The following is a 15,042-nucleotide window of genomic DNA, read 5'->3' as shown; positions in this document are numbered from 1 at the left end:
TTTATAATGGCGGCTCTGTTTGAGAAAGAGTTGTAGACATGAAGCGCAGTAGAACAGAAGTAGGGCGCTGGCGCATGTTGCGACAGGTGAGTCGTCGTAAGGCTCGTTGGCTGGAAGCACAATCCCGCCGCAATATGCGTATCCACGCCATCAGAAAATGTGGATTGAACAGGCACCGCAACGCGTTGCTGTTCGCCGTCCAGGATATCTGAAAACCCTGAGGGCACCGCAAGGTGCCCGCTGATTTTATAGTGTCTTATTTAGAGAATATCGTTATTGCTGCGATATTCCGGTGATGTTTAGCAAAAGGAGGGAGAGGTGTTTGCGGAGTTTGGCGTACTGAATTTCTGGACGTATGTTGTTGGCGCATTTTTTATTGTGCTGGTGCCGGGCCCGAATACCCTGTTTGTGTTGAAGACCGGGATCGGTCACGGCGTTAAAAAAGGATATCTTGCCGCCACAGGTGTGTTTATCGGCGATGCGGTTCTGATGTTTCTCGCCTGGGCCGGTGTCGCGGCTTTAATCCAGACCACGCCTGTACTGTTTAATATCGTACGCTATCTGGGTGCTTTCTATTTACTCTGGCTGGGCGGCAAAATGCTCTGGTCGGTGATTAACCGTCAGAATCATGCTCATGAGAGCGGAACTGAACCTGCCAGTATGATCATGAAACGCGCCCTGGTACTGAGCCTGACGAATCCAAAAGCGATTTTGTTCTACGTTTCGTTCTTTGTGCAGTTTATTGACGTGAATGCACAAAATACCGGGACCTCTTTTCTGATCCTCTCCACCACGCTTGAGTTGATTAGCTTTATGTACATGAGCTTCCTGATCTTCTCCGGTGCGTTTGTCACGCGTTATCTGAAAACCAAAAAGAAACTGGCAAAGCTGGGGAACGGGCTGATAGGGCTGCTGTTTGTCGGGTTTGCGGCGCGGTTAGCGTCACTGCATTGATGTGAAGAAAGGCTCCTGAGGGAGCCTTTTTAATGTCTGGCGTAGCTGGAAAGCCGCGCCAGACAAGGCTTCACGTTTTACTACTAGCAGTCAAAAGCCATAAAAAGCGGCTAGGGTGTGGACACATTGTGGACACTCTGACCACCATTAGCACCCTTCAACGGATTAAGCGAAATCGCGTCCTGCAGGTACTGAGGAGCGAAGTGCGCATAGACCATTGTCTGCGCAATTTTCGTATGACCTAAGATCCTCTGCAGTGTGATGATGTTGCCCCCGTTAATCATAAAGTGCGTGGCGAAAGTGTGTCGCAGCGCATGTGTCGCTTGCCCGGCCGGTAAATCTGGTTTAACCGCTTTGAGGATTCGCCTGAATTCAGCATAACTGGCCTCAGGAAACAGAAAGCCTCGTGCTTTGCCGACTACGTAAGCCGCAACGTCATCAGAGATCGGGACCGTGCGCGGTGTGTTGGTTTTCGTCTTAACGAAAGACACCCGGTTATGAATCACATTCTCCGCCTTCAATCGCGCAGCTTCTCCCCATCTTGCCCCGGTACTCAAACACAAAACCGCAATTTTACGATTATCACCTGAGAGCGCAGCAAGTAAGGCGTCAATTTCCTCAAGAGTGAGATAGCCCGTTTCGGCTGTCTGCTCTTTCAGTTTTTTGAATCCCCTGAATGGATGTTCACCGTTATACAGTTCTGACTCAATCAGGGTTGTGAACATCCCACCTAGCGTGATCAGGTCGCGGTTGATGGTAGTTGGCTTAATACCTTCACCCCGGCGTTGAGCACAATATTGCGTTATCAGGCTCTTGGTGATCTGGAAAGCGCACGGATTTCCGGTCATCGTTTCGAAACGCTCAATTTTCCTGAGATACGATTGACCGTGCTCCTCATGTTTACCTTTCAGCTTCCACCATAACTCTTTCAGTTCCGACAATTGGCGTTTGTCCGTTGGTTTTGAAAGCCATTCCTTTGAGTGATGGTTATATTGAGTATGCTTTTCAAAAGCCATCGCCTCGCTTTTCTTGTCGAACTTCCGACGGATGCGTTTTCCGTTACGCCCAGTCGGTCTAATGTCCACTTCATATCGACCATCATCGAGCTTTTTAACAGACATAAAGCCTCCCGATGATGTTACTGCGTACTTCAATTTCCTGATTTAAATAGCAAAAACTAACTGTGCATTTACTGCACAAATAAGCGCCATAAATAGTTAGCCAGTTTTCTGGTCTGAGTGGGATGACGTTGTTGTCTGCTGCCCAAAGTGCGCGAGAGCCGGTGCAATCTGCCCAGCTTCAGGTGATATCGTCTCTGTCATGAACCACATAGTGTATTTTTTGAACTGAGGATGATTCAAAATCTTCATCACCGCCTGTATGCCCATATCTTTTACACCCTTCTCGTAACTCGAAAGAGAGCTGTATGGAACGCCTGTTAAGTCACTGAATTCTTTCCTATTCATACGTTCTGACTCACGCATGATCGCTAGCTTTTCATTTACGGGTATCATCGTAATTAACACTCCACTATTGATAGAAAAACGATAACGGAGTAATCTTAAATTCGTTATCGCAAACCAATGGCTCCAATATGGCAATTAATAGCCATTAGGAGCAATTAAAACACTAACGAGGAATACTCACAAATGAATAGGGTCATTGATAGTGTGAGCGACGCCGTTCCATATCAGGAATTCGCGCGCCTTATTGGTAAAACACCTGCAGCCGTTAAAGGCATGATTGAAAAGGGCAAGCTTCCTGTTGTCGAGATGACTGATCCGCAGTCAACGAGTGGGCGCGCAGGGGAATATTGGGTTTATCTGCCTGCATGGAACAAGGGTATGAAGATGGCATATGACAGCCGCCCGAAGGAAATTCGTGATGGTTGGCTGATGTGGCTCGGATTAGGAGAGCCAGTATGAATAGTGAACCTCGCTGTATTGCACAGTTGCTTCGAAGAGAAAGCCCTAATTCTATCAACTTCACTATCACTCATGGTCGTGGACGTAAGGGCATCATCATCCGAACCCGAAAGCCGGGCGTTATCGAGAAGCTTCGTCGGCTGGTCAAAAAGAGAGGACTGTGGTTATGACGGTAATGACACTGGACGTGATCCAGAAACAACCAACAGCGCTTCGCGGTCTGGTCTGCAAGTATTTGGCTCAGCCTCGCTGGCAGGATACCTGTGATTTTTACAATCAGATGATGGAGCGGGAGCGTCTTACGGTTTGTTTCCACGCTCAATTAAAACAGCGTCACTCGGTCATGCGCTTAGAGGAAATGACCGAAGCAGACCGTGAGCGTCTTGTTTGTGCGCTTGATGAATTGAGAAATGCATTTGCCCGTCACCGCCAAATTGGCTCGTCAAAAGCAACTTTCATCAGTCGCCTGACCGTTAGCCAAAGGCGCTCATTGTTTCTTCATGCGGGACTGACAGAACAGGAATTTATGATGCCGCACTGGCGTTTAAATGAAGAGGACTGTTATTGGCGTGACAAACTTTTCCGCGCTTTGCGAGAACTGTTTAGCCTTTTGAGTACGCACCAACAATTTTAACCTCGGTAAAACCTGAGCAGTATTTACATTAATTAATCTGGATTCGTTTTAATACGCGCCTTACAGCGTGGGGACTCCTTTTGTCTGGAGATAGGCAAATGCAAACACAAAACACAGTACCAGATAGCATGTTTTCAGCTCTCCTGGGGCAGGCAGTAAACGAAGCACAGCGCGACCTCGCGACACGTTTCTCTTCTCGATTTGACGGGCTTATCGCGCATATCAGCAAGTCTGAGCTCAATCGTACCGAGATTATCGAGTTATTAGGCCAGGAGTCGGAAAAGTTACACAACTCAATTTTCGGTAGAGCTGGTTAACCACTGTTAACAGGAAGCAAAAATGAGCATACACATCGAGATTAATAACCAGTACGTCATCACCAGTGACCGCTATCAATTCATTTTGCAGGAAAAAAAGACCGCAACATCCGGGAAGAATGAAGGTAAGGAATGGTTGGACGTTGTGGGTTACTACCCAACTATCCCTAAGCTTATCTCAGGCTTGGTTTTGCATGATCTTTTGACCAGCGATCTTACCGGCTTTTCAGCTTTGGAAGCTCGGATTGAACGCATGGGGAAGCAATGTCTGGACGCTTTTAAATAATATGTCCAACGAACCTCGGGGGCGTGTTGCCCCCTCGCCACCACCACCATTTTTGAAGGGCGCCAGTGATTCATTCGTTGGTGCTTATCCCTGGAATAACGTCACCAAAGAGGCCATTGGCCGCGACAGACCCCTTACACGTGCCGAACTCCGTCAGGTGCAAGGTGTTTTAAACCGGATTGACCGTCTGCCGTTTTTCCTGCAAACGCTGTTTACATCGCGTTATAACTTCATCCGCCGTAAAAAGAGCCCTTTAGGTGGGCTGTATTTCCTTAAAAACACGTTTGAGCGCAAGCTGCTGCCGCGTCTTGAGCGTGTTAATGAGCTGTGCGGGATGAATGCATCCGCCTCGATTGGGTTTCTGTCCGAGCGCGACCAGTATGCGCGCTTACCAGATATGAATGACAAAGAGCTCAGGAAGTTTGCGGCCAGAATTGCCTCTCAGCTCTGGAGCAAATACGAGGAGTTAAGCGACGCATGGGCGGAGGCTCACGGCGGGAAAGAGACACTTTTCACCGATGAAGCTCAGTCGCACCTATACGGGCAAGTGGCCGGTATTGCTCGCGCATTTAACATCACCCCGATGTACTGGAAAAAATACCGTAAGGGTCAGATGACGATCCGCATGGCATTTTCCGCTATTTCCCGAGTGATTAAGGATGAGTGGTGGGTTAACCAGCTCAAGGCTCAGCGGATGCGCTGGCGCGAGGCGCTGCTCATCGCTGCCGGTGAAGTCAATAAAGACCGCTCTCCCTACGCCAGCAAAATAGCGATCCGCGATGTTCACGCGCGCCGCGTGGCTAATCTCGAATACCTCAAATCCTGCGAGCTGGAAAACAAAGTCACCGGCGAACGTATCGACCTCATCAGCAAGGTCATGGGGAGTATCTCAAATCCTGAAATACGTCGTATGGAACTGATGAACACTATCGCCGGGATTGAGCGCTACGCGGCCAGCGCCGGTGATGTGGGGATGTTTATCACCCTGACCACACCCTCGAAATATCATCCGACCCGACAGGTCGGTAAAGGCGAAAACAAAAAGGTACAGCTTAATCACGGCTGGAACGAAAGCGCATTCACGCCAAAAGACGGCCAGCGCTACCTGTGCCGAATCTGGAGCCTTATGCGTACCGCTTTCAAGGATAACGATTTGGAAGTGTACGGGATGCGTGTTGTTGAGCCACATCACGACGGCACGCCACACTGGCACATGATGCTTTTTTGCAAACCCGGTCAGCGTAAAGCCATTAACGAAATTATGCGTCGTTATGCCCTCAAAGAGGACGGACACGAAAAGGGCGCGTCAAAACAGCGCTTTGAGTCACGCCATCTTAATCAGGGCGGAGCGGCGGGTTATATCGCTAAATACATTGCAAAAAATATCGACGGTTACGCGCTCGACGGCCAGCTCGATCACGACACTGGCAAGCCTCTGAAAGATACGGCCGCAGCCGTCACCGCATGGGCGTCTACATGGCGCATCCCGCAGTTTAAACCGATTGGTCTCCCGACGATGGGCGCTTACCGCGAACTGCGCAAGCTGCCGCGCGGGGTGAGTATTGCCAGCGAGTTTGACGACAGGGTTGAAGCCGCGCGAGCTGCTGCAGATGAAGGGGACTTTGAGCGGTACATCATCGCGCAGGGTGGGGCAAACATGCCGCGTGATGCTCAGGCCGTCAGGGTCGCCCGTAAGGTGACGGATGAGGTCAACGAATACGAGGAAGATATCGAGAGGGTGGTCGGGATTTATGCCCCTCATCTCGGGGCTGACCGTGTCCATGTGACCCGTACAGCCGAATGGCGAATCGTTCCAAAGGTTTTGGCCGTTGAGCCTTTGACCTTAAAAAGCGGCTCTGCCGCGCCTCGGAGTCCTGTCAATAACTGTGGAAAGCTCACCGGCGGTGAGGTTACGGTTATGGCTCCATCACCGTCTGAGCATGCCGCAGCGGTGCTAGATCTAGTTGATATTGGAGCTATCCGATGGGATGACCCCGAAGTCGTAATGGTTCTTAAAGCAGCCTTGAAACAAGATGCGCTACGCCCAAAACGTCTACAAAAAAGTGGATAATCATAAAAAATAGCAGGTAAACCATCTTGGATGAATAACAAGTTCTGACCTTTTGAAAAGCACAAGCATGATAGTCTTGCTAAATCTGAAGGACATTACCTCAAGTAGACAAGAGCTAGACTCGCTAGCCCGAGGATGAATGCTTATGAACGACACGCACAGATTTAAATTTTCTTAACTTCTCACGTAGCTAATGATGTCATACGTTCATTGATGGTACAAAACACGACCAGTTTAAACATGAAAAAATCATCTATCTCCTTTAAAATACTAGGAATTCGTGCCGAGGTTTTGTAATCTGTTTCTTTGGACATCATTATGTTAGTGGGAGGTAGTGTGAGCTGCGATTCTTACGAGATCCTTCATGAACAAATACACGGATGGCTACATAGAAAGAATATATCTTCTTCAGTCCGTCGAGTTTCAACGTTGCCAGTTGCTATAGCAACAGATATTGGTTTGGTTAGAAAAGAAAATCAGGATAGAGTTTCTGTCTTAAAGTTCCGGCCAGCGAACAAGACAAAGGATATGGTTGTAGTTGCCTTAGCTGATGGTATGGGCGGGATGGAAGGAGGGGCTAATGCTGCTTCGTTGACTCTTTCTACTTTTTTCACGGAGATAATTAGGGGCTGTCATCTTGGTGTAAGAGAATGCCTTGAAAAAGCTATATTGAAATCAAATGAAGCAGTGCTTAAGTTATACAAAGGTAATGGAGGGGCTACGCTAACCGCTATTGTCTTAGATGGCTCTGGATATATAACTACAGCTAATGTTGGTGATAGTAGAATATATGGTCTAACAAATGATGGTATAGTGCAATTGAGTGAGGACGATACACTTGTTGCACTAGCAAAAAAATACAATAATATTGATATTGAGTCGTCAGAGATAGACTCGAAATTCGGTGGTGAACTAGTTCAATTTATTGGGATTGATAGTGTCTTACAAATTCATTTTTATGACATAACTGCTCCTCAGGGAGGAACCGTGCTTTTAAGCTCTGATGGAGCGCATACCATCGGAGATGCTAATTTAAATAAACTTTTTGTGCACTCTTCAAATACAGGTGTATACGCCAAAAGAATAATTGATCTTGCTAGCTGGTTTGGTGGTTTTGATAATGCGACTGTGGCAGTTGTAGATGTAGATGGTATTTTAAAAGAACTTGATGTTAGTTCAGAATATGTAATAAATGTATGGGATCCTTTTGGCGAATTAAAGCTTGTTAATTTGCCCCAGGCTGGTTCACAAGGTAATGATAAGCAAGATAATGTTGATAAAAGTGAACCGGTAGGTAGTGATAAAATTAATACTGGTATTGAAAAAAAAGCAGGGGTAAAAAGAAAGGCAAGAAGCAGAAATGCTAATGCAAAGAATATAGAGAAAAAAGAGCTTAATAAAAATGAAGAATTAGAGAATATTTCACAGTTAGATATGCCTTTCTCGGAAAAGAATTCGGTTAAGGGAGATAAAAATGGAAAATAGAACTCTACCTAAAAGATATGTTCCTACCGATGATCACGAGTCCGGCGGATTCGGTAGTGTCGTTAAGTGTTTAGATACTCATTTAGATAGATATGTGGCGATTAAATCTATAAACGATGCACATGATTCTGCGCGTATGAGAGACGAACTCTCTGCATTAATGCGACTTAGATCAAAGCATGTTGTAGAAGTTTTCGATGCTATAGAATATGACGACGGTACTATTTCGATAGTAGAAGAATTTATTAATGGTCCTTCATTACATGAAATCAATGATAGCATAAATGATGACAGTTCCCTCATTAAAATTTTATGGCAAATATCTTCTGGTATCGCAGAGATTCATGATTGCGACATAATTCATCGAGATATTAAGCCTGGTAATATGAAAGTAGACCATGAGGGCGTTGTAAAGATATATGATTTTGGGTTGTCTAGGAATATAGATAATGCTCATACCGTGGGCTTCAAGGGTACACCTATTTTCGCCGCTCCAGAACTATATATGCAGCATGTACGTTTCACGAAAGCCGTAGATACCTATGCTTTTGCTGTTACTGCGATGTGTCTGGCAAAAACGGAAGCACCGGCTGAATTAGGTTTTTATCCTAAACAATTAAAGGCTAATCCCTTTGACAGCTCTCAAATACAACTTCCTGATAATATTAAAAAAATACTATATGCATGTTTGGATGTTGATCCAAGTAACCGACCTTCTATGAAGGTTGTTCGTGATGCTCTAAAAAATATTCTACTTAATAATTCACATCGAGCGTTACTTATAACAGATTATAAAAAACCAGTAGTACTTTCGGAAACACACAGAACAGAATTTTACGATAACCCAGGAATAGGGAGCATAGAAATAACATATTCAGGCTCTGTTTTTTTTATCTCAAAGCTATCTGGTGATGTGCATGTTAATAATATTAGGGCGAAACAGTTTAACATACTCCCTAATTCTTGTGTAATAATTCTCGGTCCTGCAGGTAAGACAACCACTAAACGTATTTTTATTACTTTCGACCTTTCTCATCCGGAGGTGGTGTTATGATTGAGCTCGCGGCAGGAGTTCGTATTGAGCGCTATACAATCATCAAGGAAATTGGTGAGGGTGGCATGCAGAAGGTTTATTTGGCGGAAGATAATATCCTTGGGCGAAACGTTGCACTTAAAACTCCAAAAAATAAATCTGCAGAAAAGAGATTTCATAGAAGTGCCGTTTTAGCATCGAAAGTGAATCATCCTAACGTTGCTAAAACATTAGATTATTTTACTAGTGGAGAACGAGAGTTCTTAACTGAAGAATACATCGATGGAGTAGATCTCGATCAAGCGTTACTTAGCCATTATACTAGTGTTGACCCTTATTTGACGGCAAAAATATTCCATAACCTTGCAAAGGCATTGTCAGCGTCCCATCATGTAAATGTCATCCATAGAGATTTAAAACCTTCTAATATAATGGTTACTGGTGGTCTCAGTGCAACTGGCGTAAAAATAACAGATTTTGGTATATCAAAAATGGCTGGTGATGAAATAGATGAGGCGGCAAAAAACGGCCAAGGATCTATCACTACATCTCAAACAGCCATGGGGGCTTTACCTTATATGGCTCCTGAAATTATTAGGAGTCTTGGTCAGGTATCGAAGCCTTCAGATGTTTGGGCTTTAGGTGCAATGATGTTTAGAATTCTTACAGGAGAATATCCATTTGGCATTGGTTATATGGCAATACCGGGGATTCTTTCTGGTAAACATGTCCCTTATCCGAATTTTATAACATCAAATGGACAGTTTGCGCCTTTGGCAAACGAAATAATCAAAATAATTGAGGCATGTTTGGTTTCAAATCCTGATGACCGTCCTACTGCTGATCAACTGGTGTCGATGTGTGGCTTATTATGTTATCCAGTTTGTGAACGAGAGGTCGGAGTGATCGGAGACACTCGTTTAGCTTATGGATTTATTCATGTTTCGAATCAACCTCAGGTTTTTTTCCATTACGACAGTGTTTATGGAAAAAAACCAGTAAGCCAAGACAAAGTTATCTTTTCTAAGTTTTTAGGCGGGGGTCATGATAGGGCTCATCCCGTCATTAAAGCTAAGTAGTAAGCCATGCATTCGGCTGCATCAAAATGCATGCATTAAGCGATTGTTCTTTTTTGAACAATCGCTCGATGCGTCAGGGCTTTAAACGGTGCATGCAACTGCATTCAAACCGACCTTTTAAGCGGGCAGGCGAGGCGGGGATAGCACTGCGCGCCGGGCGTGGTGACAGGATTTATTTTACGCGTCTGCGCGCGTCGTGGTGGCGCGCTGTTGGGTGCGGTCGGCTTATGAGGTGTTGGCGCAGTTGCGTCACGTGTGCGGCGTCTGGCTCGCTCTGAGGAGATGCCGCCCTGAGGCGGCATTTTGGGCGGAGTTTAGTCGGTCTCGATGCCGTAATCCTTAAAGCGGATCACCTCCATTCCTAACCAATCATTAATCTCTTTGAAACGCTCCTGCAGCGGCGTCAGCTCATTACGCACAAACACCCGCGCCACCTTCTCGATATCGCCCATCGAGCCGAGATTTTCAGGCTTGCCGCCCATGAGCTGGAACGGCACGCGATGCGCGTCGAGCAGGTCGGCGGCGCTCACCTTCTTGATGTTAAAAAAATCATCCTTCGTGGCGACTTCACTCAGCGGCACGATCTTGATGCCGTCCGGTTTTCCGTTCGGGGCATAGAAAAACAGGTTTTTGAAATTCCCGAGCCCTTTCGAATCCCGCATCGCGGAACGCAGCGACTCAACGTCAGTGCTGCTCTGCGCCGCGTCGGTGACGTACATGATGTAACCCGCGTGCGCGCCGTTCTGGTAATACTTGCGACGAAACAGCGTGGCGGATTCATTCAGCCAGGCTGAATTGAGCGCGCTCAGGTATTCAGGCATCCCGTAGAGCTCCTGATTGATATCGGGCTCCAGCAAATGGCACACCGAGCCGGGCGCGAACTGGTGCGGGTGAGTGAAGTCCGACACGTACCAGTAAACGCCATCCTCCACGCCACGGCGGGTATATTTGGCCGGGGAGGTTTCCAGCTTAAATAGCTGGCCGGTGACGCTCATGCGCTTCTCAAGATAGCCGTTAGCAAAGACCAGATAATCGAGCACAAGGCGGCTGAAATCCTGACGTGAAAGCAACGGATGCGGGATGTAGGTACTCGTCAGAATGTTGCGCTTCACGTAAATCGGGGAGCTGTGGTGCACGGCGGCGCGCAGGCTTTTCGCCAGCCCGGAGAAGTTGACCGGCGGCTCGTACCATTTGCCGTTATTGATGCACTCGACATAGTCGAGAATGTCGCGGCGATCCAGAACGGGTGACGGCTCGCCAAAGGTGAATGCCTCCATTTTTTGCGGTGCGCTGGCAGTCATGTTGGTCTGTTTTGGCTGTTTATTTTGGCGTTTTTTCATCTTAGTTAATGTCCAGAATTGAGCTTGATTGCATACCGCTACCGGCGGAAAGCGGCTCGTTTAACAGGGCGTGCATTGTCGCCCACGCGATATCTGCGTGGCTGGCTTCCTCACTGCGGCTGGCTTCATAGGTGGCGCTGCGGCCACTGCTGGTCATGGTTTTGCGGATAGCCATGAATGACTGAGTGATGTCGGTCGCACCGGCGTCATATTCCAGACACCCGCGTCGAATGGTGTCTTTTGCTTTCAGCACCATCGCCGTTTTCATTTCCGGCGTGTAACGGATGGCGCGTGCCGCCGGGAAGAATGAGCGCACGAGCTGGTAAACACCCTGGCCGATGCCGGTCGCATCGATGCCGATATAGTCGACGGTGTATTTTTCGGTCAGCGCCCGGATGGCCTCGGCCTGCGCGGCAAAATCCATGCCTTTCCACTGGTGACGCTCAAGAATGCGGAACTTGCCACCGGCAACCAGCGGCGGAGCCAGCACCGCACAGCCTGCGCTGTCGCCGGTGTGTGACGGGTCATAACCAATCCAGACAGGGCGCCAGTTAAACGGACGGTCGGCAAAGGGTTCGTAGTCCTCCCATTCTTCCATCGCATCGACCATGCAGCGCTGCAGCTCCTCGAACGGGAATACCGACGCTTTATCGTCGACGAACTCGCACATAAACAGGTTACGGAAGTCATCCGCGCTGTTTTCCTGCTTAAGCTGGTCGAGGTTAAACAGGGTGCACCCTCCGGCGAGCGCGTCCTCAATGGTGACAATCTGCCGCCACTGGCCGTCACCGCACAGCATGCCAGCGGCAAGCGCCTGATGACTGATATCGATGTCGACACGTTCGTCGCGGTTACTGCGACCACGGTTAAACAGCTCGCCTGACCAGAACGGGTAAGCACCGTGCGCCAGCGTGGACGGCGTCGAAAAATAGGTGGTGCGCAGGTGCGACTGCGAGGCCATGCCCGACGCGACTTTGCGCAGCTTCTGGAAATTGGGGATCCAGAAAATTTCATCGACATACAGGTCGCCGTTGTGGCTCTGCGCGGTGTTGGAATTGGTCCCGAGGAAAATCAGCTCAGCGCCATTGTTGCCAATGACGATCGGGTCGCCTGACAGATCGACATCAACCAGACGGGCAAAGGCGATGATGTACTTACGGAACACGTAAGCCTGCGTTTTACTGGCCGACAAAAATATCTGGTTTTGCCCTGTCTTAAGCGCGCGCAGGAGTGACTCACGCGCAAAGTAGAACGTCGCGCCAATCTGGCGGGATTTCAGGATGTGGCGGATGCGGTGCTCTAATCCCGCTTTATGCCAGCGGAGCTGATAGTCAAACGACTGGCCGAAGAAAATCTCTTCCAGCTTTTCAATCGCTTCATCACTGAAGAAATTGCGTTTCGGCTTTTTGCGATCCCCTTTATTACGGCTGGCGATATTGGGGTTTAAATCCACCTCGTTTCCGGTCTGGCCGTAGCGGTTAATGCGCGCGAGCCGCTCCATCTGGCGCGACAAAAAATCCGCGACTTTGAAGTCATGGGCGGTCAGGTCTGGCTTAGCGTAGAGCTGGATAAGCCGCGCCTCTAATGTCGATTCCACGCGGTTAATCGGCGCGGTTTCTTCCCATCCATCCCGCTGTTTCCAGCTCTGCACGGTCGGGCGCTTGAGCTGCAGCATGTCGCAGATTTGCGGTACGGCGAACCCCTGCCAGTACAACAGCCGCGCCTGTCGTCGCGGGTCATTTAACAGAGAAAGATCAGTTGAAAAGGTCATGCTTGCCTCGTTTTTGGTGTGACGTGGCAAGGCTAAGGAAATAGGGGGGTAATCGCGCTAAGTGCCTGTTGTGTCAGATCTAATCAGATCGTAAGCGGTGGCTGATACGGGTCAGAGTCGGGAAACTAACCCCGACCCGAAAACCCAACATCAGGACACCTGAACAATGGCAAAGAAAGTTTCTAAATGGTTTCGCATCGGCGTCGAGGGTGACACCTGCGACGGCCGCGTCATCAGCGGCGATGATATTCAGGATATGGCCGACATGTTCGACCCGCGCGTCTACGGCTGCCGCATTAACCTCGAACATATCCGGGGGTTGATGCCTGACAGCCAGTTTAAACGTTATGGCGATGTGACCGAGCTTAAGGCGGAGATTATCAGTGATGGCTCTGCGCTCGATGGCAAAAAAGCGCTGTTTGGCAAAATTCAGCCGCTCGATGAGCTGGTCAGCATGGTGAAAGCCGGTCAGAAGGTTTACACCTCGATGGAGATCCGCCCGAACTTTGCCAACAGCGGCAAATGTTACCTCGTTGGCCTTGCCGTCACCGATGACCCGGCAAGCCTCGGCACGGAATACCTCGAATTCTGCAGCCGCGCCACGCAGAACCCGCTCGCCGGAAAAAAAGACCAGCCAGACGACGTTTTTTCTGTCGCCTCTCTGGCTGAACTGGAATTTGAGGACGTTCCCGACACCATGCTCAACAGCCTGACCGACAAGGTTAAGGCCATCTTCAGCCGCAAACAGGCCAGCGATGATGCACGTCTCGCCGATGTGCATGAGGCTGTCACCACCGTCACCGAGCTGGTGCAAACCAACCTCACCGCCACCGACCAGCGCATCACCGAGCTGGAGACCGCTTTTGCGCAGCTTAAGCAGGACGTGACCAGCAAAGTCGATGAAAACGCGCAGGCGTTTACCTCACTGAAAAGCTCCCTCGACTGCACCGAAAGCCAGCGCCAGCCGCGCCGCGAGCGTTCAAAAGGCGGTACCGGCGACGAGCTGCTGACCAACTGCTGATAACCCGCCGGGCGTGCAGCCCGGCCAGATACCTATTACCCGAACAGGAATAACCATGCGTAAAGATACCCGCTTCAAATTCAATGCCTACCTGTCCCGCGTTGCGGAGCTGAACGGCGTTTCCACCGATGATGTGGCGAAGAAATTCACCGTCGAGCCGTCGGTCACGCAAACCCTGATGACCACCCTGCAGATGTCATCCGCGTTTCTGACCAAAATCAACATCGTGCCGGTCGACGAGCTGAAAGGCGAAAAAGTCGGGGTTGGCGTTAACGGTACGATTGCCAGCACTGCCGACACCACCGGTGACGACGAGCGTAAAACCGCTGATTTCACCGCGCTGGAGTCTAACAAATACGAGTGCGCGCAGATTAACTTTGACTTCCATATCCGCTACAAACAGCTCGACCTGTGGGCGCGATTCCAGGACTTCCAGACCCGTATCCGCGACGCGATTATCAAGCGTCAGTCGCTCGATTTCATCATGGCCGGTTTCAACGGCATCGAGCGCGCGGCAACGTCTGACCGTGCGAAAAACCCTATGCTGCAGGACGTGGCGACCGGCTGGCTGCAGAAGTACCGCAATGAAGCGCCAGCGCGCGTGATGTCAAAAATTACCGACGAGGAAGGGGCGGTAATTTCTGAAGTGATCCGCGTGGGTAAAAACGGCGACTATGCGAACCTCGACGCGCTGGTCATGGATGCCACCGGCAATCTGATTGACGAGATTTATCAGGATGACCCGGAGCTGGTTGTCATCACCGGGCGTAAGCTGATGGCGGATAAATATTTCCCTATCGTTAACAAAGAGCAGGCAAACACCGAGTCGCTGGCCGCTGACATCATCATCAGCCAGAAGCGAATCGGCAACCTGCCAGCCGTGCGCGTGCCGTACTTCCCGGCTAATGCCCTGATGGTGACGCGCCTCGACAACCTGTCGATTTACTTCATGGATGACGCACACCGCCGCGCCATCATCGAAGAGCCGAAAAAAGACCGCGTCGAAAACTACGAGTCAATGAATATCGACTACGTGGTCGAGGCTTACGCCGCCGGGTGCCTGATTGAAAACATCACGCTCGGTGACTTCACCGCACCTGCTGCACCGGAAGGCGGGGAGTAAGCC

The 15,042-nt window shown here is 49.2% G+C and carries 15 protein-coding genes and 1 pseudogene; 12 read left to right on the top strand and 4 right to left on the bottom strand.

Features of this window, described 5'->3' with window-relative positions; all coding sequences use genetic code 11:
• Positions 1-38 precede the first annotated feature (38 nt).
• The gene (locus A4308_RS22565; RefSeq protein WP_017384232.1) at positions 39-212 is read left to right on the top strand and encodes a YciY family protein; all 174 of its coding nucleotides are present in this window, start codon (positions 39-41) and stop codon (positions 210-212) included.
• A gap of 106 nt (positions 213-318) precedes the next feature.
• Positions 319-954: a leucine efflux protein LeuE gene (leuE, locus tag A4308_RS17120; protein ID WP_045135475.1), complete on the top strand. Its 636-nt coding sequence runs from the start codon at positions 319-321 to the stop codon at positions 952-954.
• A gap of 110 nt (positions 955-1,064) precedes the next feature.
• Here the strand turns inward: leuE and A4308_RS17115 are convergent, their stop codons facing one another.
• Both A4308_RS17115 and A4308_RS17110 read right to left on the bottom strand, forming a co-directional pair.
• Positions 1,065-2,075 carry a phage integrase gene (locus A4308_RS17115; RefSeq protein WP_047361185.1) on the bottom strand — a complete coding sequence of 337 codons (1,011 nt, stop codon included), beginning with the start codon at positions 2,073-2,075 and terminating at the stop codon, positions 1,065-1,067.
• 96 nt (positions 2,076-2,171) lie between these two features.
• On the bottom strand, positions 2,172-2,468 hold the full coding sequence (locus A4308_RS17110) for a helix-turn-helix domain-containing protein (protein ID WP_032658822.1): 297 nt from the start codon (positions 2,466-2,468) through the stop codon (positions 2,172-2,174).
• A 135-nt stretch (positions 2,469-2,603) separates the two neighbouring features.
• On the opposite strand from A4308_RS17110, the gene A4308_RS17105 reads away from it, so the two are divergent.
• From A4308_RS17105 to A4308_RS17070, 8 genes and pseudogenes are all read left to right on the top strand, one after another.
• On the top strand, positions 2,604-2,879 hold the full coding sequence (locus tag A4308_RS17105) for a regulatory phage cox family protein (protein ID WP_032658818.1): 276 nt from the start codon (positions 2,604-2,606) through the stop codon (positions 2,877-2,879).
• 166 nt (positions 2,880-3,045) lie between these two features.
• Positions 3,046-3,545: pseudogene (locus tag A4308_RS17100) on the top strand (replication protein B).
• Between the two features lie 66 nt (positions 3,546-3,611).
• The gene (locus A4308_RS17095; RefSeq protein ID WP_063308687.1) at positions 3,612-3,830 is read left to right on the top strand and encodes a DUF2732 family protein; all 219 of its coding nucleotides are present in this window, start codon (positions 3,612-3,614) and stop codon (positions 3,828-3,830) included.
• Between the two features lie 22 nt (positions 3,831-3,852).
• On the top strand, positions 3,853-4,116 hold the full coding sequence (locus tag A4308_RS17090) for a DUF5405 family protein (protein WP_014884151.1): 264 nt from the start codon (positions 3,853-3,855) through the stop codon (positions 4,114-4,116).
• A 1-nt stretch (position 4,117) separates the two neighbouring features.
• Positions 4,118-6,187 carry a replication endonuclease gene (locus A4308_RS17085; RefSeq protein WP_231867147.1) on the top strand — a complete coding sequence of 690 codons (2,070 nt, stop codon included), beginning with the start codon at positions 4,118-4,120 and terminating at the stop codon, positions 6,185-6,187.
• Between the two features lie 528 nt (positions 6,188-6,715).
• On the top strand, positions 6,716-7,672 hold the full coding sequence (locus tag A4308_RS17080) for a PP2C family protein-serine/threonine phosphatase (RefSeq protein WP_063308686.1): 957 nt from the start codon (positions 6,716-6,718) through the stop codon (positions 7,670-7,672).
• A complete protein-coding gene (locus tag A4308_RS17075; RefSeq protein WP_063308685.1) occupies positions 7,662-8,726 on the top strand; it encodes a serine/threonine-protein kinase in 1,065 nt (354 codons plus the stop codon). Before A4308_RS17080 ends, A4308_RS17075 begins: the two co-directional genes overlap by 11 nt.
• Positions 8,723-9,784, top strand: coding sequence for a serine/threonine-protein kinase (locus A4308_RS17070; RefSeq protein ID WP_048987999.1), 1,062 nt, complete (start codon positions 8,723-8,725; stop codon positions 9,782-9,784). Before A4308_RS17075 ends, A4308_RS17070 begins: the two co-directional genes overlap by 4 nt.
• 314 nt (positions 9,785-10,098) lie before the next feature.
• Here the strand turns inward: A4308_RS17070 and A4308_RS17065 are convergent, their stop codons facing one another.
• Positions 10,099-11,124 carry a phage portal protein gene (locus A4308_RS17065; RefSeq protein ID WP_063308684.1) on the bottom strand — a complete coding sequence of 342 codons (1,026 nt, stop codon included), beginning with the start codon at positions 11,122-11,124 and terminating at the stop codon, positions 10,099-10,101.
• 1 nt (position 11,125) lies between these two features.
• Entirely contained in the window at positions 11,126-12,895 is a 1,770-nt protein-coding gene (locus A4308_RS17060; protein ID WP_063308683.1) for a terminase ATPase subunit family protein, read from the bottom strand.
• Positions 12,896-13,061: 166 nt separating this feature from the next.
• Between A4308_RS17060 and A4308_RS17055 the strand changes: the two genes are divergently transcribed.
• Complete coding sequence (locus tag A4308_RS17055; RefSeq protein ID WP_063308682.1) at positions 13,062-13,916, top strand: GPO family capsid scaffolding protein; 855 nt, start codon at positions 13,062-13,064, stop codon at positions 13,914-13,916.
• 55 nt (positions 13,917-13,971) lie between these two features.
• Positions 13,972-15,039, top strand: coding sequence for a phage major capsid protein, P2 family (locus tag A4308_RS17050; protein WP_063308681.1), 1,068 nt, complete (start codon positions 13,972-13,974; stop codon positions 15,037-15,039).
• The last annotated feature ends 3 nt before the right edge of the window (positions 15,040-15,042 follow it).

It is taken from the genome of Enterobacter sp. ODB01 (genome assembly GCF_001623605.1).
GTDB lineage: Bacteria > Pseudomonadota > Gammaproteobacteria > Enterobacterales > Enterobacteriaceae > Enterobacter > Enterobacter kobei.
Note: the sequence above shows the minus strand (reverse complement) of the source record. Positions and strands in the feature narration are given on the sequence as shown.

What these genes read in the sequence shown, in the direction of transcription:
- A4308_RS17075 (WP_063308685.1), top strand. Translation starts at nt 7,662, where the DNA reads ATGGAAAATAGAACTCTACCTAAAAGATATGTTCCTACCGATGATCAC.
- A4308_RS17110 (WP_032658822.1), bottom strand. Translation starts at nt 2,468, where the DNA reads ATGATACCCGTAAATGAAAAGCTAGCGATCATGCGTGAGTCAGAACGT.
- A4308_RS17080 (WP_063308686.1), top strand. Translation starts at nt 6,716, where the DNA reads ATGGTTGTAGTTGCCTTAGCTGATGGTATGGGCGGGATGGAAGGAGGG.
- A4308_RS17095 (WP_063308687.1), top strand. Translation starts at nt 3,612, where the DNA reads ATGCAAACACAAAACACAGTACCAGATAGCATGTTTTCAGCTCTCCTG.
- A4308_RS17085 (WP_231867147.1), top strand. Translation starts at nt 4,118, where the DNA reads ATGTCCAACGAACCTCGGGGGCGTGTTGCCCCCTCGCCACCACCACCA.
- A4308_RS17065 (WP_063308684.1), bottom strand. Translation starts at nt 11,124, where the DNA reads ATGAAAAAACGCCAAAATAAACAGCCAAAACAGACCAACATGACTGCC.
- A4308_RS17090 (WP_014884151.1), top strand. Translation starts at nt 3,853, where the DNA reads ATGAGCATACACATCGAGATTAATAACCAGTACGTCATCACCAGTGAC.
- A4308_RS17115 (WP_047361185.1), bottom strand. Translation starts at nt 2,075, where the DNA reads ATGTCTGTTAAAAAGCTCGATGATGGTCGATATGAAGTGGACATTAGA.
- A4308_RS17070 (WP_048987999.1), top strand. Translation starts at nt 8,723, where the DNA reads ATGATTGAGCTCGCGGCAGGAGTTCGTATTGAGCGCTATACAATCATC.
- A4308_RS17105 (WP_032658818.1), top strand. Translation starts at nt 2,604, where the DNA reads ATGAATAGGGTCATTGATAGTGTGAGCGACGCCGTTCCATATCAGGAA.
- A4308_RS17050 (WP_063308681.1), top strand. Translation starts at nt 13,972, where the DNA reads ATGCGTAAAGATACCCGCTTCAAATTCAATGCCTACCTGTCCCGCGTT.
- A4308_RS22565 (WP_017384232.1), top strand. Translation starts at nt 39, where the DNA reads ATGAAGCGCAGTAGAACAGAAGTAGGGCGCTGGCGCATGTTGCGACAG.
- A4308_RS17060 (WP_063308683.1), bottom strand. Translation starts at nt 12,895, where the DNA reads ATGACCTTTTCAACTGATCTTTCTCTGTTAAATGACCCGCGACGACAG.
- A4308_RS17055 (WP_063308682.1), top strand. Translation starts at nt 13,062, where the DNA reads ATGGCAAAGAAAGTTTCTAAATGGTTTCGCATCGGCGTCGAGGGTGAC.